Below are 24,279 nucleotides of genomic sequence, written 5' to 3'. Positions count from 1 at the left end.
CTCATGCCCTCCCGTTAGAGGCCAGTGCCCGATGGATGCTCTCGGCGGCGTCGCGTCCTTGAGCCACAGCCGAGACCGTCAAGTCGTCGCCGCCGAAGATGCAGTCGCCGCCCGCCCAGACTTTCGCCAGCGAGGTGCGGCCTTCGGCGTCGACCTTGATGCGGCCGCCCTCGAGCTCGATCGAGGCAACGCTGCCGTTGAGCACCGCCGGCGTAAAACTCTGGCCGATCGCCTTGAACACCTGGTCGGCGGCGAGCGTCAGCCGTTCGCCTGTGCCGGCGAGCTTGTCGCCCTTGATTGCGGTGTATTCGAGCTCGATGGCCGACACCTTGCCGTTCTCGGCGATGACGCGCTTCGGCTGCACCCAGTGGCGGATGGTGACGCCGTTGGCGGCGGCAAGATCCTGCTCGAAACCGGAAGCGTTCATATGCTCCTGCCCGCGCCGGTAGCAGATCGTCACCTCCTCGGCGCCGAGCAGCTTCGACTGCACAGCGGCGTCGATCGCCGTCATGCCGCCGCCGATGACGACGACACGCCGGCCGACCGGGAGGCTGCCAAGATCGCTTGCCTGCCTGAGTTCGGCGATGAACTCGACAGCGTTGGCGACACCGTCCGCGTCCTCACCGTCGGCGCTGAGCGCATTGATGCCGCCGAGCCCGAGGCCGAGGAACACCGCATCGTAATTGCGGATTAGGTCGGCCAGCTGGAAATCGCGGCCGAGCGCCTTGCCGTTCTGTATGTCGATGCCGCCGATCGCGGTGACATAGTCGACTTCCGCCTGGGCGAAATCGTCGACGCTCTTATAGGCCGCGATGCCGTATTCGTTGAGGCCGCCGGCCTTCGGCCGCGCCTCGAGGATCGTCACGTCGTGACCGTGGCGGGCGAGGCGATGCGCCGCCGCGAGACCCGAAGGCCCGGCGCCGACCACCGCGACCGTCTTTCCGGTCGGCTCGGCGCGTTTGTAGAACTGCTTGTTCTCATCCATCGCGACGTCGGTCGCGTAACGCTGCAGCCGGCCGATCTGCACCGGCTTGCCTTCCGCCACCTCGCGCACGCAAACCTCTTCGCACAGCGTCTCGGTCGGACAGACGCGGGCGCACATGCCGCCGAGGATGTTCTGGTCGAAGATCGTCTTGGCCGAACCCAGCGGATTGCCGGTCGCAATCTGCCGGATGAACATCGGGATGTCGATCGAGGTCGGGCAGGCATTCATGCACGGCGCGTCGTAGCAGAAGTAGCAACGGTCGGCCTCGACCAGCGCCTCGTGATGATCGAGCGGAGGATGCAGGTCGGAAAAATTGTCGGCATATTGCTCGGCAGACAGCCGGCCGCCGGCTATGCCTTCGATGAAATGACCAGTCGCCATTCCAGTTTCCCCTTGTTTTGTTTTGGGGAAGGCTAGCACGTTTTATTTTTTTATCAATTGGTCAATTTTCCGCCAAGCCGCTGAAATGGTTCGACAAAAACATGATAATCACAGTCATGTTATAGCCGCCGCGGCCGGCTCGGCGGTTTCAATCCTGGAAGGATGAATCGACCTGATCTCGTCGGCGACGAGCTCCTGCAGCCGCCACAAATTGCGGTCATGGATGCCGAATGTCTCGAGGTGGCTGACGGTGTTGTAGAGATACTCGGCGCCGGAGCCGACATGGCCGCACGCGCGTGCCAGTATCCTTGCCACCCTTTCGAGAGGCTGCCTGAGCGACGTGCCCCTGCCCGTCACGCCGACCCAGAAGCCCAATGCCCGCAGCGATCCTTGCGCCGTGCGCACCGGAACCCACCGGACCGAGCTTACGCTTTCATGGTCGTCGATTTCACGCCGCAGCAACCTTTCGATCTGGGCCGGCTTCTCGCCGTCCGGGAGGCGATAGATGACGCCGTCGCAGCGTCCGCCGCGTTCGAGCGCCATCATCAGTCCCGGCTGCGCGGCGCTGCCTCTCCAGCGCACCAGGTCCAGACAGAACGACCGGTGCCAGCCATAAGCGGAGGCGCACCGTTGCTCGACGGATTCGAAGGCCGGCTTCCAGATCAGCGAGCCATAGGCGAACACCCAGAGCGGCCCCTCGTCGGCTTCGCCTGACAGGCGCAGCGCAAGCGCCCGGAAATCGTCATCGTTCAATTGAGTCCACTCGCCGCTCGGACCAGGATCGATCTCCTCCCGATGGCACAGAGCGACAAGCTCAGGCGTGAGCGACATTCGGCGCAATGGAAACAGAGCCCCTCTTTGACGCCAGCAAAGTCGAAAATCGCATGACACGCAAGATCACGGGGCCGGCACCTTGCCGCTCGCGATTTCTGGCCCAGATGTCGGATTTCTGTCGCCGAGATCGTCCTAGGATGGATCGAACCGCGATCGCTGCCTGAACCGGTGAGGAGACCGACCATGCCGAATTCCCCCCAACCTTTCTTCTGGTACGAACTGATGACCACCGACCTCGACGCCGCCGAGGCCTTTTACACCGCCGTCGTCGGCTGGAGGGCCGAGCCCTTCGACAAGGTGCCGGGCATGCCCCGCTATATAGTGATGAATTCGGCCATGCGCGGCGTCGGCGGATTGATGACCATGCCGGAGGACGCCGCCAAGATGGGCATGCCGCCCGCCTGGCTCGGCTACATCTACACCAAGGATGTCGATGCCTCGACGAAGGCGCTGCAGGAGGCTGGCGGCACCGTCCATCGCGCTCCCGATGATATTCCCGAGGTTGGCCGCTTCGCCGTGGTCGCCGACCCGCAGGGCGCGACCTTCATGTTCCTGCAGCCCAATCAGCCCGAACAGCCGCCGGTGGCCGCGACCACGCCAGGCCATATCGGCTGGCACGAGCTCTACACTTCGGACTGGAAAGCCGCCTTCGACTTCTATTCCGGCCAGTTCGGGTGGACCAGCGCCGGCGAGTTCGACATGGGCGAGATGGGCATTTACAAGACCTTCGGCGCAGGCCCGGAGTCGGGAGGCGGCATGATGAACAAGCCGCCGCAGATTCCGGTGCCGGTCTGGCAGTTCTATTTCAACGTCGACGCCATCGACGCGGCGGCCAAGCGCGTCACCGACAATGGCGGCAAGGTGCTGATGGGGCCGATGGAAGTGCCGAGCGCGCAATGGGTGGTCCAATGCCAGGACCCGCAAGGCGCGCATTTCGCGCTGCTGGCGCCTGGGCGGTAGAAACTGCCGATCTCCCCTTTGCGGGGAAGGAGACCGAGCCATCCTTCGCAGCCGCAGCGCAGCTGCTGCGGAGGATGGACAGGACAGCGGAGGGTGCTGTTCGGCCGGCCTTGTGCACCTTTAGGCGTCACTCCGGCGTCAGCACCGCCACCTTGAGGTCGGCCTTCTTGGCGCCGCTGAGCTGCACGGTGGCCGGACCGGCGGCCAGCTTGAAGCGCACGCTCTTGCGAATTCCCGGGCAGGTCTTCACGCCGCTGAAAGCCGTCGACTTCACGGCATGGCCGTCCTGCACGACATCGATCCAGGCCTCATCGGACAGGCTGAACTGGAGCTCGCCCTCGGGTGGCACGGTCACGCTTGCCGTGGCGCCGAACGTGCCGGCTGCCGGTGCGCGTTGCGGCGGCACTTCAAAGCTGACCGTGTCGACCGCTGCGAGCGTGAAATCCATCGCTTGTCCGACCGTCAGGGCAGCGCCGGACTGCGCGGCCGACGCCGACGGAAACAGGGCCTGCTCGCGTGTCACCGGCCATTTGAAGGCATCGCAATTGGCCTCGCCGGCCATTGCGAAACTCGTGCCTGCAAGGATTGCGAATAGGCTGATGACGACTTTTTTCATGGCAAAGGTAACCCGCATGGTTTGGTGTCTCGACACATTACTACAACCATAAGGATATGAATGCAACCATAGAGAGAACAGATTGAGGGACGAGACTGGAACGATTTCCACTCACCGATTGTTGATGGCAGGCCATGGGAAGTGAGTGGTCCATTGGCGGGCGATAATTTGTGGCCGGCGCCGGGGGTAAATGGAGTTCTGCATGAAGCTTTTCGAAAGCCTTGCCCAACACCGTCCGCAGGCGTTGGGCGTGCTTCGCATCATGACGGCGTTGCAGTTCGTCGAGCACGGCACCCAGAAACTGTTCAATTTTCCGCCCGGCGCGCATGCCGAGGCCCTGACCGGCCTTGCGCTGACGTCCGGGATCCTCGAGTTTGCCGGCGGCCTCCTGCTGGCGCTGGGGCTCTTCACGCGTCCGGTGGCGTTCCTGCTCTGCGGCGAGATGGCGGTTGCCTATTTCATGGCGCACATGCCGCGCGACTTCTTTCCGGCCAACAATGGCGGCGACGCAGCCATCCTGTTCTGCTTCGTCTTCCTCTATCTATTCTTTGCCGGTCCGGGCTCCTTCGCGCTCGACAATCGCGACAGCGCCAGGGCCTGATGGCACAGCGCGCCTGGTTCAGGCGCGCATCCGCTCGAAATTGGCATCGAACAGCGGCGCCGCCTGAATGCGCGCCGCATGGCGCTTGCCGAGGATCTCGATCTCGAAGCCGTCCGGCTTGTCGGCGATCTCCTTCGGCACATAACCCATCGCGACCGATTTCTTCGAATGATGCGCATAGCCGCCCGAGGTGACCCAGCCGCGCACGGCGCCGTCATGCCAGATCGCCTCGTCGCCGATGACGTCGGCACCGTCGGCCTCGACGATGAAGGCGCGCAGCCTGAGCTTGCCGCCCTGCTTGCGCTCGGCCAGCGCCGCTTGCTTGCCGATGAAGTCCGCCTCCTTGCCATAGGCGACGAAACGGTCGAGCCCGGCCTCCAGCGGCCCGTAGATCGGCCGGTATTCGCGCGCCCATGAGCCGTAATTCTTTTCGAGCCTGAGCGCATTGAGGGCGCGCGAGCCGAACAGGCCAATGCCGAACTCCTCGCCCGCCTCGATCAGCGCCTGGAAAGCCGCGCGCTGATATTCCGGCGCCACCCAGATCTCGTAGCCGAGGTCGCCGGTGTAGCTGACGCGGCCGACGAGGCACGGCGCCATGCCGATATCCATCCGGGCGACGGCCATGAAGGGGAAGGCAGCGTTGGAGACGTCGGCGCGGGTGGCCTTGGCCAGCACCTCCCTCGCCTTCGGGCCGGCGATGGCGAGACCGGTAAGCTTTTGTCCCAGCGCCTCGATGCGGACCGAGCCGTCCCCGGGCAGATGCGCCTCGAACCAGCGCATGTGGTACTGCTCGGCGACGCCGGAGCCGGCGACGAACCACTCGCCGTCACCTATATTGGCAAGGGTGAAGTCGCCGTTCAGCCTGCCGTCTTCCTTCAGCATCGGCGCCAACGTCATGCGGCCGGGCTTGGGCAGCTTGCAGGCGAGAATGCGATCGAGCCAGGCCCCGGTGCCCTCGCCTGTCACTCTGTATTTGGCGAAGCTCGAGATCTCCGACAGCCCGACACCATTGCGAACGGCGGCAACCTCCTTCGCGACATGATCGAAGTCGGTCGAACGCCGCCACGAGAACTCGTCCTTGACGCCTTCGGGCGCATACCAGAGCGGCACCTCCAGCCCATAGGCCACGCCCCACTGAGCGCCCTTGGCCGACAGCGTGTCGTAGACCGGTGTCGTCTTCAGCGGGCGTCCGGCCGGCAGCTCCTCGTTCGGGAAGCGGATCGAGAAGCGGCGGGAATAGTTCTCGCGCACCTTGGCGTTGGTGTAGGCCATCGTCGCCCAGTCGCCGTAGCGCGCCACGTCCATAGCCCAGATGTCGGCGCCAGGATCGCCCTCGATCATCCAGTTGGAGAGCGCCAGCCCAACGCCACCGCCCTGCGAAAAACCCGCCATGACGCCGCAGGCGACCCAGAAGCCCGGCAGGCCGCGCACCGGGCCGACCAGCGGATTGCCGTCCGGCGCGAAGGTGAAGGGGCCGTTGATGATCTGCTTGATGCCGGTCTTCTGGAAGGCCGGGAAATGGCGGAAGCCGACTTCCAGCGAAGGCGCGATGCGGTCGATGTCCGGCTCCAGCAGCTCATGGCCGAAATTCCAGGGCGTCTGGAACTCGGACCACGGCTTGTTCGCCTTCTCATAGGTGCCCATCAACATGCCGCCGCGCTCCTGGCGCAGATAGAGCTCGCCGTCGAAGTCAACAGCATGGATGATCTCCGTGCCGGTCTTCTTGTTCCAGTCGGCGACCTCGGGCATGTCCTCGGTGATCAGATACATATGCTCCATCGCGAGCACCGGCAGCTCCAGCCCGATCATGCGGCCGACCTCGCGCGCCCAGAGCCCGCCGGCGTTGACGACATGCTCGGCCACCACCTCGCCCTTGTTGGTGATGACGCGCCACAGGCCGTCCGGCCGGCGCACGATGTCCTCGACCTTGGTGAAGCGTTCGACCTCGGCGCCCAGTTTCCGTGCGGCCTTGGCATAGGCATGCGTCACGCCGGACGGGTCGAGATGGCCGTCCTCCTTGTTGCGCACCGCGCCGACGAATTGTTTTGGGTCGATGAGCGGCATCAGCTCGGCCGCTTCCTTCGCAGAGATCACTTCGAGGTCGATGCCGAGATAGCGGCCCTTCGAGACGACGCCGCGCAGCCAGTCGAGCCGCGCCTCGGTCGCGGCCAAAAGCACGCCGCCGGTCAGATGCACGCCGGTCGCCTGGCCGGAAAGCTCTTCGATCTCCTTGTAGAGCGAGATCGTGTATTTCTGCAGCTTGGCGACGTTGGGGTCGCCATTGATGGTGTGCATGCCGCCGGCCGCGTGCCAGGTCGAGCCGGAAGTCAGCTCATCGCGCTCCAAAAGCACGACGTCGGTCCAGCCGTGGCGGGCAAGATGGAACAGCACGGAGCATCCGACGACACCGCCGCCGATGACCACGACCTTTGCATGCGACTTCATGGGTTCTTCTCGTTATTTCAGGGAGTTGGATTGGTGAGATGAATCGGCACGGGAGGCGCCAAGCACCCCCCTCTGGCCTGCCGGACATCTCCCCCTCAAGGGGGGAGATCGGCAGCGGCAACGCCGCCGAATTCTTTTCAACGCTGATGATTGGCGAAGGCAGATGTGACAGCCAATCTCCCCCCTTGAGGGGGAGATGTCCGGCAGGACAGAGGGGGGTGCCTCGCGCCGACGCCAATGAACTCACGGCTCGCCCTGCCCGATCGCTTCCTTGCGGCGCGCCATGTAGGCTTCGAGTGTCTCGCGCACGGCGGGGTCCATGGCCGGCTGGACATATTCCTCCAGCGCCTTCTTCCAGAGCCGCGTCGCGCGGGCCGTCGTGTCCAGCGCGCCGGCCTCCTGCCAGGCTTCGTAATTCTGCCAGTTGGACAGCATCGGCTGATAGAAGGCCGTGGCGTAGCGCTCCAGCGTATGCGGTTCGCCGAAGAAGTGGCCGCCGGTCGGCACAGCGCCAAGCGCCTCCACCGCGAGCTCTTCTTCGTCGACCACGATCGGCCGCAGGAATTCCATCATGTGCTGCATCATCTCGACATCGATGATGAGCTTTTCGAACGATGCCGTCAGTCCGCCCTCCTGCCAGCCGGCGGCATGGTAGACGAGGTTGCCGTGGCCGAGCACGGCGCCCCACAGCGCCATCAGCGTCTCATAGGCGCCTTGCGCATCGGCGGCATTGGAGGCCGAGCCCGGCGTCGTGCGGTACGGCAGATTGTAGCGCCGCGCCAATTGCCCGGAGGCGATGTTGGCCTTCGTATTCTCCGGCGTGCCGAAGGCCGGCGCGCCAGACTTCATGTCGACATTGGAGGTGAAGGCGCCGTACATCACCGGCGCGCCGGGACGCACCAACTGGGTCAGCACGATGCCGAACAGCGCCTCGGCATTTTGCTGCGCCAGCGCGCCGGCCAGCGTCACCGGGCTCATCGCACCCATCAGCGTGAACGGCGTCACCGCCACCGACTGGCCGTATTCGGCCATGGTCATCAGCCCTTCGGCCATCATCTCGTCGAAGCGGCGCGGCGAGTTGACGGAAATGATCGTGGTGACACCGGGATCCTGGCCGATCTGGTCGAGCGTCAAGCCACGTGCAATCGCCATCATCTCGATGCCGTCGAGCGCCCTGCCCCGCCCGATCGCCGAGACATGGAAGCATTTGTCGGTCAGCGTCAGATTGGCGAAATAGGTGTCGAGATGGCGCGAGTTCGCCGGCAGCTCGATCGGCGCGCAGACCTCGTTGCCCAGCATGTGGATGCAGTTGAAATGCTGCGCCAGCCGGACGAGGTCGCAGTAGTCGGCGAGATTGCCGGCGCGGCGGCCGCGCTCCATGTCGTGCACGTTGGGCGGCCCGGCGACCAGCGTGAAGTTGATGATGTTGCCGCCGAGATGAATGGCACGGGCCGGGTTGCGCGGGGTAAGCGTGTAGCTGGCGCGCGTCGTCTTCAGCGCCTCATCGACCATGCCGCGATCGAGGCGCACATTCATCGAGCCGTGGTCGACTTTCGCGCCGGCGCGTTCGAACAGGGCGAGCGCCCTCTTGCTCATCACCTCGATGCCGAAATTTTCCAGGATATGCATCGACGCCTGATGGATGGCCTCGATCTGGTCGGCCGAAAGCACCGCCATCGGCGGGTAGGGATTCATCACGCGCCTTGGCGGCAACTGCGGGATGGCGGACGGCCCCCGGTTGCTGGTTCGCTCGGCGCCGCGTTTTCGTCTTGGTTCGGTCATGCGCGCATCAGAGCGCTGGCCGGGCGCGGTGGCTGTCAGGAATTCGCCATTTGCCGGCGTGATTTTAGCCACGGCGGCATTTTCTCAAATCGACGAAAAGAAATGCGACGCATTCGGTCGAATTATCGATAGACCCATGATCGCCCCGTGCCGGCCGGCGTTAAGGAAGCTCGAAAGACTCCTTTTATGATTTACGCCTATTCGTCTTCCGATGCGTAGGTCGAGTTTTAGTAAAATTGTCGCTGTCTCTGTGCTGCTGGCGCTTTCGGCCTGCGCGACGGCGCCTAGTCACATCAACAATGTCTGCGCCGTCTTCGACCAGAATGATGGCTGGTTCGACAACTGGCAGTCCGCCGCCGAGCGCACCGAGCAGAAATACGGCATTCCCGTGCCGGTGCTGATGGCGACGGTGCGCAAGGAATCCGGCTTCAAGAGCAACGCCCGGCCGCCACGCACCAAGCTGCTCGGCTTCATTCCCTGGAAGCATGTCTCCACCGCCGCGGGTTATTCCCAGGCGCTCGACGGCACATGGTCGCAGTATCAGATGGAGACCGGCAACTGGGCGGCGCGCCGCAGTCGTTTCGCCGACGCCATCGATTTCGTCGGCTGGTACCACTCCAAGACCGTCGACACTTTCGGCGTCGCCCGCAACGACACCTACAATCTCTATCTCGCCTATTATCTCGGCTGGTCGGCCTACGGCCGCGGCAATCGCGGCGACGCCGGCGTGCAGAACTACGCGCGCGCCACCGACCAGATGGCCCGCGACTACGCCCAGCAGTTGCGGCAGTGCGGCAGCTGATGGCGGCGCGGAACCGCGCCGCCCTTTAGTTCGGTTTGGGCTTCTTGCCGCTCGGCCGCTTCGGCGGCGAACCGGCAAAGCCCGGACCAGGAACGTGCGGGGCGTCATCCGGCACGCCCTCATGCGCTGCGTGCTCCTTGTCGAATTTGATGACCGGCTCCATCTTGGCCAGCACATCGTCGGCCAGCCAGCAAAGGCTCATATGGCCGTCGCCGAGATTCTTCACCGGCGGCACCTTCGTCTCGCACAGATTGTCCGGCACCAGCTTCTTGTAGCCGCAGCGCGTCTGGAACGGGCAGCCGGTCGGCGGGTTCATCGCCGACGGGATGTCGCCCTCGAGCACGACGTGCTTCTTGACCACGCTGGTGTCGGCGATCGGGATCGCCGAGAGCAGCGCCTCCGTATAGGGATGATAGGGCGGCGAGAATATCTGGTCCGTCGTGCCCTGTTCGACGATGTAGCCGAGATACATGACGACGACGCGGTCGGCGATATAGCGCACCACCGACAGATCGTGGCTGATGAACAGCATCGTCGTCTTGTTCTTGCGCTGGATGTCCATCAACAGCTCGGTCACCGCCGCCTGCACCGAGACGTCGAGCGCCGAGACCGGCTCGTCGGCCACCACCACCTTGGCATCGCCGGCAAAGGCGCGCGCCACGCCGATGCGCTGCTTCTGCCCGCCCGAGAGCTGTCGCGGCTTGCGGGTCTCGAAGGCCCGCGGCAGCTTCACCAGGTCGAGCAGCTCCAGCATGCGCTTGCGCCGCTCGGCGACCGTCTTGCCGACATTGAACTTCTCCAGCGTGCGGATGATCTGCGAGCCGACCGTATGGCTGGGATTAAGCGTGTCGAACGGGTTCTGGAACACCATCTGGATCGAAGACACCGTCTCGACATTGCGGCTCTCGATGCCGGTCGACTGGATCTCCTTGTTGCCCAGCGTCACCGTGCCGGAGCTTGCGGTCTCGAGACCCAGAAGCACCTTGGCGAGCGTCGACTTCCCGCAGCCGGACTCGCCCACGATCGCGACCGTCTCGGACTCGCGCGCGGTGAACGAAATCGTCTCGTTGGCCTTGACGACGCGGCCTTCGCTGGAGCCGAACACCTCGCTGCCGCCGACCTTGTAGTATTTCTTGAGGTCGTCGATCTTGAGCACCGGCGCGCCGGGCTCGACCTTTTCGTTGACCTTCTTGGCGCCGGGCGGCAGCGCTTCCCAGTCGATCTCGTTGAAGCGCACGCAGCGCGAGAAATGACCCTCGTGCCCTTCGACCGGAACCATCGGGATTTCGGCGGCGTTGCAGACGCCCTCGACGAAATGGTGGCAGCGGGGTCCGAAATTGCAGCCTCTCGGCCGCTCATGCGGCAGCGGCAACTGCCCGGGAATGGAGATCAGCGGCCGCGAATTCTTGTCGGCGCCGGGCAGCGGGATCGAGCGGAACAGCCCTTGCGTATAGGGGTGGCGCATGCGGTCGAAGACGTCCTCGATCTTGCCGGTCTCCACCGCCTCGCCGGAATACATCACCGTGATCTTGTCGCAGGTCTCGAGGATGAGGCCCAGATTATGCGACACGAAGATCATCGAGGTGCCGAACTTCTGGCCAAGCCCCTTGACCAACTCGACGATGCCGGCCTCGACGGTGACGTCGAGCGCCGTCGTCGGCTCGTCGAGCAGAAGCAGCGCCGGCTTCGACAAGAGCGCCATGGCGATGACGATGCGCTGCTGCTGGCCGCCGGAAAGCTGGTGCGGATAGGAGCGCATCATGCGCTCCGGATCGGGTAGTTTCACGGCCCGAACCATCTCGAGTGCCCGCTTGTAGGCCTCTTCCTTCGAGACCTTGTCGTGGATCAGCGGCACTTCCATCAATTGCTGGCCGACCTTCATCGCCGGATTGAGGCTCGCCATCGGCTCCTGGTAGATCATGGCGATCTTGTTGCCGCGGATGGCGCGAAGCTCCTCCTGGGACATCTCGCCCATGTCCCTGCCCTGGAACTTGATCCGCCCGCCGACGATCTTTCCGATGTTGGAGAGGTCGCGCATGATGCCGAGCGACACGGTCGACTTGCCGCAGCCGGATTCGCCGACGATGCCCATCGCCTCGCCGGGCATGACCGTGCAGGAAAAGTCCATCACCGCCGGGATCTCGCCCTTGCGGGTGAAGAAGGAGATCGAGAGGTTCTCGATCTCGATGATCGGTTGAGCCGGATTTCGAACTGCCTCGTTCATGGGTCGCTCCAATCCTTGTTTTTCAAGTAGGGCCGAAGACCCCGCCATCAATCCTTCATCGACTGTTCGCGCAGCGAGTCCGCCAGAAGGTTCAGCCCCAGCACAAAGGACATCAGCGCGATCGTCGGCGGCAGCGCCGGATGGATGAAGGAGCGCAGCAGGCGGCTCGCATCCTTGATCGCCGTGCCCCAGTCGGGGCTCTCCGGCGCCAATCCTAGACCGAAATAGCCGAGCGTGCCCAGCAGGATCGTCGTGTAGCCGATGCGCAGGCAGGCATCGACGATCAGCGGTCCGCGCGCGTTGGGCAGGATTTCCCACAGCATGATGTACCAGGGCGATTCACCGCGCGTCTGCGCCGCCGCCACATAGTCGCGTGTCTTGATGTCCATGGTCAGCCCGCGCACGATGCGGAACACGCCGGGGCTGGAAGCGAACACCACCGCCACGAAAATGTTGAGCTGGTTCGGATCGATGTGGACGATCTTCAGCGGGTCGGCGTCGAAGACGAGGCCCGCATAGATCCAGCCGCCGATGACGAGCGTCAGGCCGAGCAGGATGTAGAGCCGGTCCGGCCGGTTCTTGAAACGGGTCCAGAACAGCACGCTGAAGAAGATGATCGGGAACAGGAAGAACAACCCTGCCATGGCATAGGGGATCGGCGTGTCCATGATCCCGGGCGTCACCAGCAGGTAGAACAGGAGGATGACGGGGAAAGCCAGCACCAGATTGGCGAGGAACGACAGCAGCGTGTCGATCTTGCCGCCATAGTAGCCCGCCGGCAGGCCCAGCGTGATGCCGACCATCAGCGCGAAACCAGTCGCCGCCGGCGCGATGATCAACACGATCTGGCTGCCATAGACCATGCGCGAGAACACGTCGCGCGCCAGCTTGTCGCCGCCGAAATAGTAGATGAGCTTCGAAGTCGGCTCGATCGCGCCGGGCAGTGCATCCTTCATGATCGACACCTGCGCCAGCGGATCGAAAGGCGAGATGGTCGAGGCAAAGATTGCCGTGAACAGCCAGAACAGGCAGATGCCGACGCCGGCAATGCCGACGCCGCTGTCGAAGAGCTGGCCGTAGAGGCCGAGCTTCTTCTTGTAGGCAAAGCTTGCGCCCATCAACAGGACGAGCGCGACCCATACCGGCCAGAAGCGCCAAAGCACGCCGACCACGACATCGAAGGCGCTGATATGTTCGATCTGCATCCGCCCTGCCCCCTATTGAACCCTGATGCGCGGATTGAGAAACGCGTAGCCGACATCGGAGATGAGCTGCGTGATCAGCACGATGAACACCGAGACCAGCGAGCAGCCAAGCAGAAGGTCGATGTCGTTGTTGCCAGCGGCCTCGACCAGCGTGTAGCCAAAACCCTGGTAGCGGAACATCACCTCGACGATGACGACGCCGGTGAGCAGCCAGGGGAACTGCAGCATGATCACGGTGAACGGCGCGATCAGCGCGTTGCGTAGTGCGTGCTTGACGACGACGCTGCTGAAGGAGAGCCCCTTAAGGCGGGCCGTACGAATATATTGCTGCGTCATCACCTCGACCATCGAGGCGCGAGTCATGCGCGCTATGTAGCCGGTGCCGTAGATGGCCAGCGTCATCACTGGAAGCGTGAAATTGTAGAAGGTGAGGCCCTGACTTGCCGATGCGGCCGAGCCGTTCAGCCAGCCGAGCCACGAGGCGAAGATAACGGTGAAGATGACGCCCGACACATATTCGGGCGTCGCCGTCGAGGCGATCGAGGCGACCGACAGCGTGCGGTCGGTACGCGAGCCCTCGCGCATGCCGGCGAGTATCCCGATGAGCAGCGAGATCGGCACCATCACCGCCAGCACCCAGAACATCAAAAGCCCCGTGGCGCCGAGCGCCGGAAACAGCTTGGCCGCGACCGTCGTCTTGAACTTGGTCGAACAGCCGAAATCACCCTGCAGCACGCCGGAGAATTTCGGCTCGACCGGGTCGTTGCAGAAAGAGAAGCGCTGCGCCGGCTTGCCCGTCGCCGGATCGGTCGCCGGCTGCTTGGGCAGCAGGCCAAGCCACTGCCCGTAGCGAACGAAGAAGTTCTGCCGGTAGCCATGGTTGACCAGCCAGTCCTCTAGCTGCTCGGCCGACGTATGCATTTCAGTCTGGCTGATCGCCAGCTTCTTCAAATTCGGGTTGAGATTGATCAGAAAGAAGACGACCAACGTCAGGCACAGCATCGTCAATGCCATCGTGCCAAGACGCCTGAGGATGAAAGAAAGCATGGCAGCCCCTGCCGGTCTGGTTGGGGTTGGAGCCTGTCTGGAAACCAATCCGGCCGCCAGCGACCAGGTTGCCTGTCAAACGGACCCTCGAATGCGATCAACCCTGTTTTTTCGTTGCATGCCGTTACCGGAAAAGCCCACGCCCTTTGCGGCGTCGGCTTCCGGTTCCGGCATTGTGCGGGGATTGAGGGGAAGGGGCAAGGCCCTTCCCCGACGGTTCGATCACGCCTGGTCGAGCCAGACCTTGCCGTAATCGCGCTCGAAGGTCGGGTGCATTTTGTAGTTCTGCACCGCCTTGACCGAGTGGCTGTAGAGCTTGCGCCAGTAAGGCTGGATGATGATGCCGGAATCCTGCAGGATCTGCTCGATGTCCTTCATCATCTCCTTGCGCTTGGCGGCGTCGGCGACGGCCAGCGCGGCGTTGAGCTTGGCGTCCCAATCGGGATTCGACCAGGCCGTCTCGTTCCAGGCTTCGCCGGAGCGATAGCCGATCGCCAGCACCTGGACGCCAAGCGGCCGCATGTTCCAGTTGGTCATGGACAGCGGATACTTGGTCCAGTCGTTCCAGAAGGTCGAGCCCGGCAGCACCGTGCGCTTCACCTTGATGCCGGCGTCGCGCATCTGCGCGGCGATCGCATCGCCGGTATTCTTGTGCCAGTCCTCGTCGACCGTGATCAGTTCATGTTCGAAGTCGGCCTGGCCGGCTTCCGCCAGCAACGCCTTTGCCTTGGCCGGATCGCGAGCGACCTTCGCCAGTTCATAGTATTCCGGGTGGATCTGGCAGACGTGGTGATTTTCGGCAACCGTGCCGGCATTGCCGTAACCGAGCTGGAGAACGACATTGTTGTCGACCGCGAGCTGCAACGCGTTGCGGACCTTCTGGTTGTCATAGGGCTTGTTGTTGACATTGGTGCGGCACACGATTGTCGAGGCCGTCACCACTTCAGACTTCACAAGGTCCATGCCGTCGAGGATCGACACATAGTCGGCCGAGGTCTCGAAATTGGTGTGGACTTCGCCAGCCTCGAAGGCGCTGACCATGGCTCCCGGGTCGGTGCCGTAGTCGATGAACTCGATGCCGTCGAGGAACACCTCACCGTCCCACCATTTGTTGTCTTCGCGGCGCTTGTAGACCACCTTCTGGCCGACATCGTAGGAGACGAGCTCGAACGGACCGGTGCCGATCGGGCAGGCTTTGAAATCGCCGCCCTTCTCGTCGAAGCTCTTGTGGACGATCAGGCCCGGGTAGTCGCACATGTTCGGGATCAGTGCGATGTCGGGCTTGCCGAGCTTGAGCTTGATGGTCATGTCGTCGACCTTGGTCACGGCGCTCTCGTCGAGCTTGTCGTCCTTGACCAGGGTGCCGAGGCGGCCGGGCATCGAATTGCCTTCGGCCTTCTTGTCGGCCCAGCGCTTGAGGTTGAAGATGACGTCATCGGCGGTAAAGGCATCGCCGTTCGACCAGGTCACGCCCTTGCGCACATGCAGCGTGTATTCGGTAGCGTCATCGTTCACGTCCCAGCTTTCCAGCAGATAGGGGCGGAACGTATATTCGGTGGTGTACTTGACCAGCGGCTCGAGCGCCTGGCGCTCGGCATTGGCGATTTCCGACCAGTCGGCCTTGCGCGGATCCTTCGGATCCTTGATCCACTGCGCGACCTTCAGCGTGCCGCCCTTCTTGCCCTTCACTTCATCGGCCTTTGCCGGTGTCGGGTCGGCCAGGCCAAGCATGCCGTAGGCCATTGCCGTCGATGCGCCGAAGACGCTGGCCAAGGCCAGGAATTCGCGTCGATCCACCTTTCCTGCCTTGGCTTCTTCGGCCATGGCCAGGATGTGGTCCGGAACGCGGTCACCGTTACTTTTATAGATTGCCATCACTATCTCCCATTGTTGGCTTTCTGCCTTTTAACATTCCGCATCCGGACCGTGATGTCAAAAGACGGTGTGGAATGGGAACATGTTGGCGAATGTGCAACTTTGGAATGAGACCGGTTCGCGCGATAGCGACAGTCATGACGCAAATTTGTTAGTGCACCGCACATTTCTGAAAAAATCGACGGGCGGATTAAATCAAGACATTTTAGGCGGATAACGGCCTTGCGCGCGCGGCAAAAGTCCTCTTGAGCCCGCCGAGGCGAGCACCGCGCCGTCAATATTCGCGTTCGTAGAAGACGCCGCCCTTGGCCTCGCCCGCGTCGTTGGCCTCGCCGCGCAGCTTCACGCCCCGCCCGACATTGAGGTCGATCGTCGCTTTGCCGGAGCCCGGCTTGTCGCCCTTCTGGATCGTCACATAGGTGCGGTCGTTGAGGTATTTGCCGGCCGAAACCGCGGTGCCGCCCTTCTCGTCCGTCGTCACGTCGAGATCGTCGACGCCGATCGCGCTGCGCAGATTGTCGAGCAGCGAGGTCGTGCCGCCGCCGCCGGCAAGCTGCGCGGCCGCATCGGCGAGCTGGGCGATTTGCAGCGGCGACAGGTTCGACATCGAGCGACCGAAGATCAATTGCGCCAGCACCTCGTCCTCGGGCAGCGCCGGCACCGAGGAGAAGGTGAATTTCGGGTTGGTCGCTTCGCCGGAGACCACGATCGTCACGGTGCCGCTGCTGGTCGTCGTGGTCGCCGTCAGGTTGAGGTAGGGCACCAGCGAGCCCTGGAACCCGACCGTGCCCTCGGTGAAGGTCAGCCGCTTGGCAAGGATCGTCAGCCGTCCGCGCTGCAAGGTGAAGCTGCCGACGGCCTGCGGCGAAGATGCCGGGCCGGTCAGCTTCAGCGAGCCGCCGAGCTCGGCGTCGACGCCCCTGCCCTGGATGAAGATCTGGTTCGGCGCGTTGACCGTCACGTCGAGGGCGAGGCCGCTGCCGCTGTTGCCGCCGCCGGATGTCGGCGGGTTCAGCGCCCTGTCCTGCGCGCGCACCGCGCGCGGGGCGTTCTTGTGCTTCACGTCCAACGCCGAGAGCGAGCCCGGCAGCTTTTCCGGCACGGTGATGACCGTTCGTGCCAGGTTGATGGTGCCGGCGATCACCGGCGCCGACACCAGCGGCCCCTTGATGGTCAGGTCGCCGCCGAGATTGGCGGTCACCACCCTGCCGTCGGTGTAGCGGCCGTCGGTTAGCTTGATCGAGAGGTCGGCCGGAAAACCCTGCGCCGGATTGATGCCGACCGTGCCGCTGGCCGAAAGACTGCCGCGCGTCGACAGCGTGCCGGTCAGGCGATTGATCCTGGCGACGCCGCTGCCGATCGAGACGTCGGCCGCGATGTCGTTGACCGCAAGCCCGGAACGAGCGTCGATGAGGCGTGCGCCGGACGTGGTGACTTTGCCGCTGATCACCGGTGCGTTAGCGGGACCGCGCACCTGCACATTGACATCCGCGGTGCCGTTGAGCGCCAGGCCTTGCGCGGCAAGTCTTGAGGCAAGGAAAGAAAACGGCACCTTGCCGTTGAAGTCCAGCGCCAGGGTCGGCGTGCCTGCCGTTGTCACCATGCCGCCGCCCTTGAGGCCAAGGCCGGCACCGTCGCTGATATTGGCGTCGAATGTGAGCTTGTTGCCGGCAAAGGTTCCCGACGACGACACATTCATGCCGCCGAGCCCGGCGCCGCGCGTTTGCGAGCTCTGCACGCCGGAAGCGTCGACCTTGAAGGCGACCGCCGGAGTGGCCGGGGCGCCCGACACCTTCACCGTGCCCGAGATCGAGCCTGCCGCATCGAGGCCCGGCGAGAAACTGTTGGCGAGCGAGACCGGCACCCTGGCCAGATTGGCGTTGATGTCGAGCGTCTGCGCGACCTTGCCCGTCACCGTTGCCGTGCCGCCGCCGAGATTGAGCACCAGCCGGTCGAGCGTCGTCGCGCCGTTGGCGATGGTCACGGTCGAGGCCTGCGAGATCGCCACCTTGATGCCTTGCGCCGTCGCCTGACCCGACGCGAGCTCGATTGTCGTCGTGCCGTTCGCGACTTTCACGCGGCCGGCCGCCTTCGCTGGAATGTTCTTGACGGTGGCGCCGCCGGAAAAGCCGGTCCAGTCGCCATCGCGCTTGAGGTCGACATCGATGCCGGTGACGGCGGTGCCGCCCGAATTCACGCCGTCGGCGCGAATCTTGCCGGAGATGACCGGTGCGGCCAGGTAGTTGGTAATCTGCGCGTCGATGGCGACGTTCTTGGCGGAGAGATCGCCGCGCTTGATGGCCGAGGTGTTTGCCTTGACCACGACGTTGGGTCCGCTGGCGGCCTTGGAGAAGGCGATCGTGCCGCGCACATTGCCCTCGGCCTTTTCCAGCGCGAGCGCGGCGAGCGGTCCGATATCGGGCAGGTCGAGCGTAACCGTGCCGACCGGCACGAAGGCATCGTCGAGCGCCAGATCGCCGGAAATCTTGTTCGGACCGAGCGACAGCAAGAGCCCGTTGATCGCGCGGCTGCCATTGGTCGTGGCGAGCACCGCGCTGCCTTGCAGGTTCTGCCCGGCGACATTGCCGGTGAGCTCGACATTGGCCGCCGGATTGGCGGCATCGGCCTTGCCGGTGGCGGTCAGCTTCAACCCGGTGATCTCTCGCGCCGCCACCGAAAGCCGGTCGCTGTTCACCGTCATCGACAGATCGGGCGCGGTGACCGGACCTTGCGCATTCAGAACAAAGGCGATGGCCCCCTTGGCGTCTTGCGAAAGCCGTGAAACATCGCTTAGCGCACCCTTGATATCGGCGGCCAGCTGGCCGTCGGCGAGACTCGCCTGCCCGTCGGCGCTGAGCGCGCCCGAATTGAGCTTCAGGCCCTCGACATTGACATTGCCATTGGCATCACGCTTCAGCGCGGCGCTCAATTGTGCGCTCTCGCCAAGCATGCCGCGCACTGCCGCCGGCAAAGCCGAAGAAGCAACATCGGCCTTCAAATTGAGATCGACGGCGCCGTCGCCCAACGATATCCGGCCGGCGACCTGGCTGTTGAGCGCATCGCTCTTGAAGGAACCGCTGTTGACGGCCACGGCATCGGTTGTCAGGCGGCCGTTGACCTTGGCCGTGACCTTGCCGGCGATCAGCGGCGCGAGCATGGGATTGTCGAGGCCGATCCTGTCCACTGACACCGTGCCGGAAACCGGACCTGCCCGCCCCTTGAGGTCGAAGGCATCCGAATGCAGCGTCAGCGCCAGACCGTCCACCTTCGTCTGGCTGGCGGCAATGGAGGGTAGAATAGCGGACACATCCAGCCGCGCTTGCGTGCTTTCGCCCGCCATCTTTGCCGACAACGACTGGACCTCTATTCTGACCGGGCTCTCGGCGCTGCCGACCGTCAGCGGCAGGCTGGGTCCGGACGATGTAAGGTCAAGCGAGAAGTCGCTGGCGCCATTGGGATTGATGGTGCCGGCGGCCTTGCCTGAAATCTTGTCACCCGAAAGCGTGGCGTGGTCCAGGGCTATGCCGCCCGCCATCGTATAGCTGCCGGCGGCGTCCAGATCGAGCGGCCCGAGCCCCGCCTGTCGGGTCTGGCTGGTCTCGGCGCCGGCGAGCTTAGCGTCGAACTGGACGTCGGGATTGGCGGAAGCGCCCGTGACACGCGCCGTGCCGTTGAGCAAACCGGCGGCGTCGAGGCCGGGCACGAAATCATTGGCGAGCGCTGCCGGCAGGTTGGCGAGATTGGCCGTCAGGTCGAGGGCCTGACCGGCGCTGCCGGAGACCGTCGCCGAGCCGCCACCGAGATTGAGCGCGAGCTTCTCGATGCTGGTCACGCCATTGGCGATCGACAGGCTCGATGGCTCGGCGATCGCCGCCTTGATGCCGCGCACCGTCGCTTCGCCGGACGCGATCTCGACGCTGGTCTTGCCGTCGGCGATCTTCACGCGACCGGTTGCGGTGGCCGGAATGCCGGATGCCGTTGCGCCACCGGAGAAGTTGGTCCAGTCGCCATCGCGCTTCAAATCGATGCCGATGGCGCTGATCACGGTAGCGCCGGAAGCAACGCTGTCGGCCTTGATCGTGCCCGAGATCGCCGGCCCCTTGAGGTAGTTGGCGATCAGCGCATTGACGGTGATGGTCCTTGCCGCCAGATCGCCGCGCGCGATCGATGTGCTGGCCGCATTGATGGTGACGCTCGGCGCTTCGCCATCCTTGGCGAAGGCGATCGTGCCGTTGATGTCGCCGGTCGCCGTCTGACCGCCAAGCGCCGCCAAAGGCCCGATATCGGGCACGGCCAACGTCAGCGTGCCGAGCGGCAGGAGCTGATCGTCGAGCGCGAGGTCGCCCGAAACCTTGTTATCGCCAAGCGCAAGGCTAAGTCCCCTGATCGAGCGCTTGCCGTCGGCGGTCACCAGCGACGCTCTGATGTCGAGCGGCTGCTCGGCGCTGCCGGTCAGCGAAACGTCGGCCGAGGGGTTTGCGACGTCGGCCTTGCCCTTTGCCGAGAGCTTGATGTCCTTCACCGTGCGGCCCGCCGCCGTCAGGCTGGCGCTGTCGGCCGAAACCGAAAAATCCGGCGCCCAGCGCGGCCCGCTGGCTGTCAGTGCGAAATTGACCCCGCCGGCAAGCGGTGTGCCGGCGAGCGAAGACAGCGCCGAGACATCGCCCAGCGTTCCCTTGACATTGGCTTGGATGTCCGAGCCTTGCGCGCTGGCGGTGCCGCTGGCGCTGAGCGAGCCGGAACTGAGTTCCAGCTCGTTGGCCGCGAAGGCGCCTTCCGGATCGCGGGTCGCGGTGGCCGAGAACCTCACCCGCTCTCCAAGCAGCGAGCTGATCTGCGGCGGCAGCGCCTTCGATACGGCGTCGGCGTTCATCTTCAACGTCATCGACAGATCGGCGAGCGAGACGCTCGCCGTCAGCGCGGCATTGAGCGCATCGCTGCGCAGCGTGCCCTTGTCGACGGTCACGCTATCGCGGCTGATCGAACCGGCGAGGTCGGCGGCGAGCTTGCCCGTCACCAGCGGCGCCAGCGTCGCCACGTCGGTCTTCAGGCCGGCGGCGGCGAGCTTGACGCCGACCGGGCCGCTGCGGGTCTCGACATCGAAGCCGTCGGAGTGGATTTCCCCCGTCACATTGTTGAGCTGCGTGCCGCCGACAGCGATCGAAGCCAGCGAGGTGCCGACATCGACCATCGGCGCCTTGCCGTCACCAAAGGCGCGCGCGGTCGCCTTCTCGACCGCGACCAGGATCGGGACCGCGCTGGTGCCAACATCGATGGTGACGGGCTTGCCCTTGGCCGAGAGCTCGACGGCAAGGTCGCTGGCGCCCTTCGGGTCGACATTGCCGGTGGCCGTGCCGTGCACGGCATCGCTCTCTATGATGGCGCGCTCGATATCAATCCCGCCGGCCGTGGTCGCCGTCCCGGCCACGTCGAAGCTTGTCTTGCCGGCAAACAACGACTTGAACTTCTCCGGCAGGAAGCGCTCGAATTCGCCGTCGCCCTTGGCTTCTATATAGTGCCCCTTGTCGTTCAGCTGGTGGCGGCCGGTGAGCTGCGTGACGATCTGGCGGTCGACGACGAAGGTGCCTATGCCGCTCCAATTGGCGAGCGGCCCGGTGCCGGAAACGACAATATCGACGGGCGGCGCATCGGGCAGCTTGAGCAGGTTGGCGATGATGCCGCCGGCCGGCTCCGAGGCCTTGAGATCGAGGTCGAGCTTGTTGTCGGCCGGCGCGAAATGGACCTTGGCGTCGACATTGCCTTGCTTGCCGTCGTGGCGGGCGACTTTGAGCACCGTGTCGATCGCCAGCGGCGACGGATCGGCCTTAAGCGAGCCCTTGGCGGCAAGTTCCGCAATGCCGCTACCGGCGAGTTCCTGCCCGAGCGCGATCTCGGGCAGGTCGATCGCTCTGACGTCGATCGAGACCGGAAGGCCGGTCGAGCCGCCCTGCGAGGGCTGTTGGCTGGCTTGCGGCAGCCGCGCCAGCTCGATGCGTTCGGCCGCGATGCGGTCGGCATTGAAATTGCGCGACAAGAGCGCGGTCGGCGACCAGTCGAGCGCCACCTTTCGCGCCACCAGCCAGGGTCCGGCGCGATCCTCCAGCACGACATGGTCCAGCCGCAACGCGCCGGACCATATGCCTTCGATGCCGCTGACGGTGACCTTTCGGTCGTCGGTCGAGGCCATTTTCGAGATCAGACCGGCGAGATTTTGCCGGCCGCCTTCGGTCCCGGTCAGAACCACGAGCGCGCCTATCGCCACGACCAGCAGCAGGAGCAGCGCGTAAAGACAGATGCGAAGGATGCGCCAGAAGATCTTCATCGTCAGAACGCCTGGCCGATGCCGGCATAGATGCCGAAATGCGGATCGCTCGGATCGCGGTTGAGCGGCACGGCGGCATCGATGCGCAGCGGCCCGAAGGGCGTAAGATAGCGCAAGCCGACGCCGGCGCCGACCTTGACGTCCGAGAAATCGGGGAAGGATTTGGTCGAGACCGTGCCGGCGTCGACGAAAGGCACGATGCCGATCGTGTCGGTGACGGCGATGCGCATCTCGACCGAGGTCTCGAAGAAGGACAGGCCACCGATCGGCTGGCCGTCGATGTCTTTCGGGCCGATACCCTGATAGGCATAACCGCGCACCGAACCGCCGCCGCCGGAATAGAAGCGCCGGTCGGCGGGCACGTTCTGAAGGCCGGTGCCGACGATAGAGCCCAGCGCAGCGCGTTCGGCGAGCACGAATTTGCTGGCGGTATCGAGCGACTGGTAGGCGGAGCCTTCGCCCTTCAGCTTGAGGAAGGTCGCACCGTTCAGGATATCGTAGCTCGGCTCGGCATAAGCGAGTGCGCGAAAACCCCTGGTCGGGTTGAGCTTGTTGTCGCGGCTGTCATAGACATATTGCAGCGGAACGCTGGCGATCAGATAGGTGTGCTTGCCGAAGACGTCGGTGATCCGCGAATAGTCGAGCGCGAATTCCGCCGAAACCCTCTGCTTCTTGTCGAGGTCGTAGGAGACGCCGATATTGCCTTTGACCGAGAAATGGTCATAGGCGTCGGGGTGCTCGAACACGGTCTTGATGCCGGTGAAGAACTTCGATGTCGGCCCGAGCACGCCAGGCTTCTCGAACATGATGCCGGCATTGTAGTTGAGCGCGGAAATGCTGTTGCTGCCGATGCCGCTGATGGAACCGTCGATGCGCAGCTTCTCCGCCTTGCCGAACAGGTTGCGGTGGCCCCAATAGCCTTCGAGCCCCAAGCCTTCCGTATTCGAAAACGTGCCGCCGACGCCGAAAAAGCGCGGCTTGCGTTCGCTGACCTGGACGTCGATTGGAATATTGCCTTGCGCGTCGAGGCTGTCGCCTTCCTTGATGGTCACGCTGTTGAAGACCTCGAGCCCGAGCAGGCGATCGCGGGCATCGTCAATCTCTTGCGGCGAATATTGCTGGCCGCGCTTGAGCCCGGTCATGTACTCCGTGAAGTCGCGATCGACCTTCTCCGTGCCTTCGACCGTGGTGTCGCCATAGCCGGCAACCGGCCCGGCCGCCACCGTCAGCGTGACGTCGAGCGTCGAGGTGGCATGATCGGCGACGATCTCGCGATCCGTCACCTTGGCGAGCGGCCTGCCCTCTTCCTTGAGCGCCCGGACGATCGCCGCTTCCGCCTTGAGCACCGCGCCCGATCCCGCATCGCCGCCGGCGATCAAGCCGAAATCCGCACTCGCCAGCCCGGCTGCATCGCCTTTCAGCCTGATGTCGCCCAGCGTGAATTTCGGCCCGGCGGCGATGCTGACGACCACCGGGATGGGCTGCGGCCCCTTGAATTCGGCGTCCGGCGGCAGTTCGTCTATCGACTTGCCCTGGATGGTGATGGTGACCACGCCTTCGTAGCGCGCGTCCGCATAAAGCGCGGCAACGAGTTGCTCGCGGTCGCTGCGCGCCTTGGCCATCAGGCCGAGCGACCCCGACACCGGATGCTCCTCGTCATTTTTGAGCGCCGAGGCATTCTCCAGCTTCTTGACCAGATCCTTGTCGGCATCCGGCGCATCGATGGTCACGGAATAGCGCAGCGGGTCGACGATGTCGGCATCCTCGTCTTTGGACGAACCCCAGAGCTTTATGCCGAAAATTTCGAAAGCAGCCGCCGGCCGCGCTTCGGAGGCGAGCATTGTCGAGCAGACAAGCGCGAAAAGCAGGGCGCGCGGAAGCCCGCGCCCTGGCGCGATCCCTCCTGACATCTGCGTTTCATGCGCCGGCATTAAGACAACCTAGTCGACAAAACTAAAATTGGAATGAAGTTCTGAAACGCTCGTAAAGGGGCCACAATCCAATTGTCTGAAATAGACAGGGCTTGGAATTCACACCTTTTGCATCTTCGCAAGAAAGTGTGATCCATCTCATAGAGGTTCTGTCGAAATACCGGCCTTTGGCCGGCTTGGAAACCGTTGGCGGGTTGAAAACCTGCCGCGTTCCGGCGTTGACAAGCCTTACCGAAGCTTGATCATGCCCGGACGCTGGCGATGTCTGG

At 64.0% G+C, this 24,279-nt stretch carries 14 protein-coding genes; 3 read left to right on the top strand and 11 right to left on the bottom strand.

Annotated elements, in window-relative coordinates:
- Position 1: 1 nt before the first annotated feature.
- Positions 2-1,366, bottom strand: coding sequence for an NAD(P)-dependent oxidoreductase (locus RFN30_RS13920; protein ID WP_320262659.1), 1,365 nt, complete (start codon positions 1,364-1,366; stop codon positions 2-4).
- Positions 1,367-1,480: 114 nt separating this feature from the next.
- Positions 1,481-2,206 (bottom strand): gamma-glutamylcyclotransferase, encoded by a 726-nt coding sequence (locus RFN30_RS13915; protein WP_320262658.1) that lies wholly within the window; start codon positions 2,204-2,206, stop codon positions 1,481-1,483.
- Positions 2,207-2,383: 177 nt separating this feature from the next.
- Here RFN30_RS13915 and RFN30_RS13910 point away from each other — a divergent pair, with 177 nt between their 5' ends.
- A complete protein-coding gene (locus tag RFN30_RS13910; protein WP_320262657.1) occupies positions 2,384-3,160 on the top strand; it encodes a VOC family protein in 777 nt (258 codons plus the stop codon).
- Between the two features lie 127 nt (positions 3,161-3,287).
- On the opposite strand, the gene RFN30_RS13905 is transcribed toward RFN30_RS13910, so the two are convergent.
- The gene (locus RFN30_RS13905; RefSeq protein ID WP_320262656.1) at positions 3,288-3,776 is read right to left on the bottom strand and encodes a hypothetical protein; all 489 of its coding nucleotides are present in this window, start codon (positions 3,774-3,776) and stop codon (positions 3,288-3,290) included.
- Positions 3,777-3,978: 202 nt separating this feature from the next.
- On the opposite strand from RFN30_RS13905, the gene RFN30_RS13900 reads away from it, so the two are divergent.
- On the top strand, positions 3,979-4,377 hold the full coding sequence (locus tag RFN30_RS13900) for a DoxX family protein (protein ID WP_320262655.1): 399 nt from the start codon (positions 3,979-3,981) through the stop codon (positions 4,375-4,377).
- Positions 4,378-4,395: 18 nt separating this feature from the next.
- On the opposite strand, the gene RFN30_RS13895 is transcribed toward RFN30_RS13900, so the two are convergent.
- Both RFN30_RS13895 and RFN30_RS13890 read right to left on the bottom strand, forming a co-directional pair.
- Positions 4,396-6,822: a GcvT family protein gene (locus RFN30_RS13895; RefSeq protein WP_320262654.1), complete on the bottom strand. Its 2,427-nt coding sequence runs from the start codon at positions 6,820-6,822 to the stop codon at positions 4,396-4,398.
- A gap of 243 nt (positions 6,823-7,065) precedes the next feature.
- Positions 7,066-8,604 (bottom strand): trimethylamine methyltransferase family protein, encoded by a 1,539-nt coding sequence (locus tag RFN30_RS13890; RefSeq protein WP_320262817.1) that lies wholly within the window; start codon positions 8,602-8,604, stop codon positions 7,066-7,068.
- A gap of 211 nt (positions 8,605-8,815) precedes the next feature.
- On the opposite strand from RFN30_RS13890, the gene RFN30_RS13885 reads away from it, so the two are divergent.
- On the top strand, positions 8,816-9,406 hold the full coding sequence (locus RFN30_RS13885; protein ID WP_320262653.1) for a transglycosylase SLT domain-containing protein: 591 nt from the start codon (positions 8,816-8,818) through the stop codon (positions 9,404-9,406).
- A gap of 25 nt (positions 9,407-9,431) precedes the next feature.
- Here RFN30_RS13885 and RFN30_RS13880 read toward each other — a convergent pair whose 3' ends face one another.
- The 6 genes from RFN30_RS13880 to RFN30_RS13855 all read right to left on the bottom strand — a co-directional run bounded on the left by RFN30_RS13880 (position 9,432) and on the right by RFN30_RS13855 (position 24,010).
- The gene (locus RFN30_RS13880) at positions 9,432-11,630 is read right to left on the bottom strand and encodes a dipeptide ABC transporter ATP-binding protein (RefSeq protein WP_320262652.1); all 2,199 of its coding nucleotides are present in this window, start codon (positions 11,628-11,630) and stop codon (positions 9,432-9,434) included.
- 47 nt (positions 11,631-11,677) lie between these two features.
- The gene (locus RFN30_RS13875; protein WP_320262651.1) at positions 11,678-12,835 is read right to left on the bottom strand and encodes an ABC transporter permease; all 1,158 of its coding nucleotides are present in this window, start codon (positions 12,833-12,835) and stop codon (positions 11,678-11,680) included.
- A 12-nt stretch (positions 12,836-12,847) separates the two neighbouring features.
- Complete coding sequence (locus RFN30_RS13870) at positions 12,848-13,882, bottom strand: ABC transporter permease (protein ID WP_320262650.1); 1,035 nt, start codon at positions 13,880-13,882, stop codon at positions 12,848-12,850.
- Positions 13,883-14,104: 222 nt separating this feature from the next.
- On the bottom strand, positions 14,105-15,757 hold the full coding sequence (locus RFN30_RS13865; RefSeq protein WP_320262649.1) for an ABC transporter substrate-binding protein: 1,653 nt from the start codon (positions 15,755-15,757) through the stop codon (positions 14,105-14,107).
- 274 nt (positions 15,758-16,031) lie between these two features.
- Positions 16,032-22,079 carry a translocation/assembly module TamB domain-containing protein gene (locus tag RFN30_RS13860; RefSeq protein ID WP_320262648.1) on the bottom strand — a complete coding sequence of 2,016 codons (6,048 nt, stop codon included), beginning with the start codon at positions 22,077-22,079 and terminating at the stop codon, positions 16,032-16,034.
- 2 nt (positions 22,080-22,081) lie between these two features.
- Positions 22,082-24,010 (bottom strand): autotransporter assembly complex protein TamA, encoded by a 1,929-nt coding sequence (locus RFN30_RS13855; protein WP_320262647.1) that lies wholly within the window; start codon positions 24,008-24,010, stop codon positions 22,082-22,084.
- Positions 24,011-24,279: the final 269 nt, after the last annotated feature.

The sequence above is a fragment of the Mesorhizobium dulcispinae genome (genome assembly GCF_033977345.1).
Lineage (GTDB): Bacteria > Pseudomonadota > Alphaproteobacteria > Rhizobiales > Rhizobiaceae > Mesorhizobium > Mesorhizobium dulcispinae.
This window is presented reverse-complemented; position numbering and strand designations above follow the sequence as displayed.

Bases quoted from the DNA above. Each gene is read 5' to 3' on its own strand.
- RFN30_RS13920 (WP_320262659.1), bottom strand. From the start codon at position 1,366: ATGGCGACTGGTCATTTCATCGAAGGCATAGCCGGCGGCCGGCTGTCT.
- RFN30_RS13855 (WP_320262647.1), bottom strand. From the start codon at position 24,010: ATGCCGGCGCATGAAACGCAGATGTCAGGAGGGATCGCGCCAGGGCGC.
- RFN30_RS13910 (WP_320262657.1), top strand. From the start codon at position 2,384: ATGCCGAATTCCCCCCAACCTTTCTTCTGGTACGAACTGATGACCACC.
- RFN30_RS13865 (WP_320262649.1), bottom strand. From the start codon at position 15,757: ATGGCAATCTATAAAAGTAACGGTGACCGCGTTCCGGACCACATCCTG.
- RFN30_RS13900 (WP_320262655.1), top strand. From the start codon at position 3,979: ATGAAGCTTTTCGAAAGCCTTGCCCAACACCGTCCGCAGGCGTTGGGC.
- RFN30_RS13895 (WP_320262654.1), bottom strand. From the start codon at position 6,822: ATGAAGTCGCATGCAAAGGTCGTGGTCATCGGCGGCGGTGTCGTCGGA.
- RFN30_RS13890 (WP_320262817.1), bottom strand. From the start codon at position 8,604: ATGACCGAACCAAGACGAAAACGCGGCGCCGAGCGAACCAGCAACCGG.
- RFN30_RS13875 (WP_320262651.1), bottom strand. From the start codon at position 12,835: ATGCAGATCGAACATATCAGCGCCTTCGATGTCGTGGTCGGCGTGCTT.
- RFN30_RS13885 (WP_320262653.1), top strand. From the start codon at position 8,816: ATGCGTAGGTCGAGTTTTAGTAAAATTGTCGCTGTCTCTGTGCTGCTG.
- RFN30_RS13870 (WP_320262650.1), bottom strand. From the start codon at position 13,882: ATGCTTTCTTTCATCCTCAGGCGTCTTGGCACGATGGCATTGACGATG.
- RFN30_RS13905 (WP_320262656.1), bottom strand. From the start codon at position 3,776: ATGAAAAAAGTCGTCATCAGCCTATTCGCAATCCTTGCAGGCACGAGT.
- RFN30_RS13860 (WP_320262648.1), bottom strand. From the start codon at position 22,079: ATGAAGATCTTCTGGCGCATCCTTCGCATCTGTCTTTACGCGCTGCTC.
- RFN30_RS13880 (WP_320262652.1), bottom strand. From the start codon at position 11,630: ATGAACGAGGCAGTTCGAAATCCGGCTCAACCGATCATCGAGATCGAG.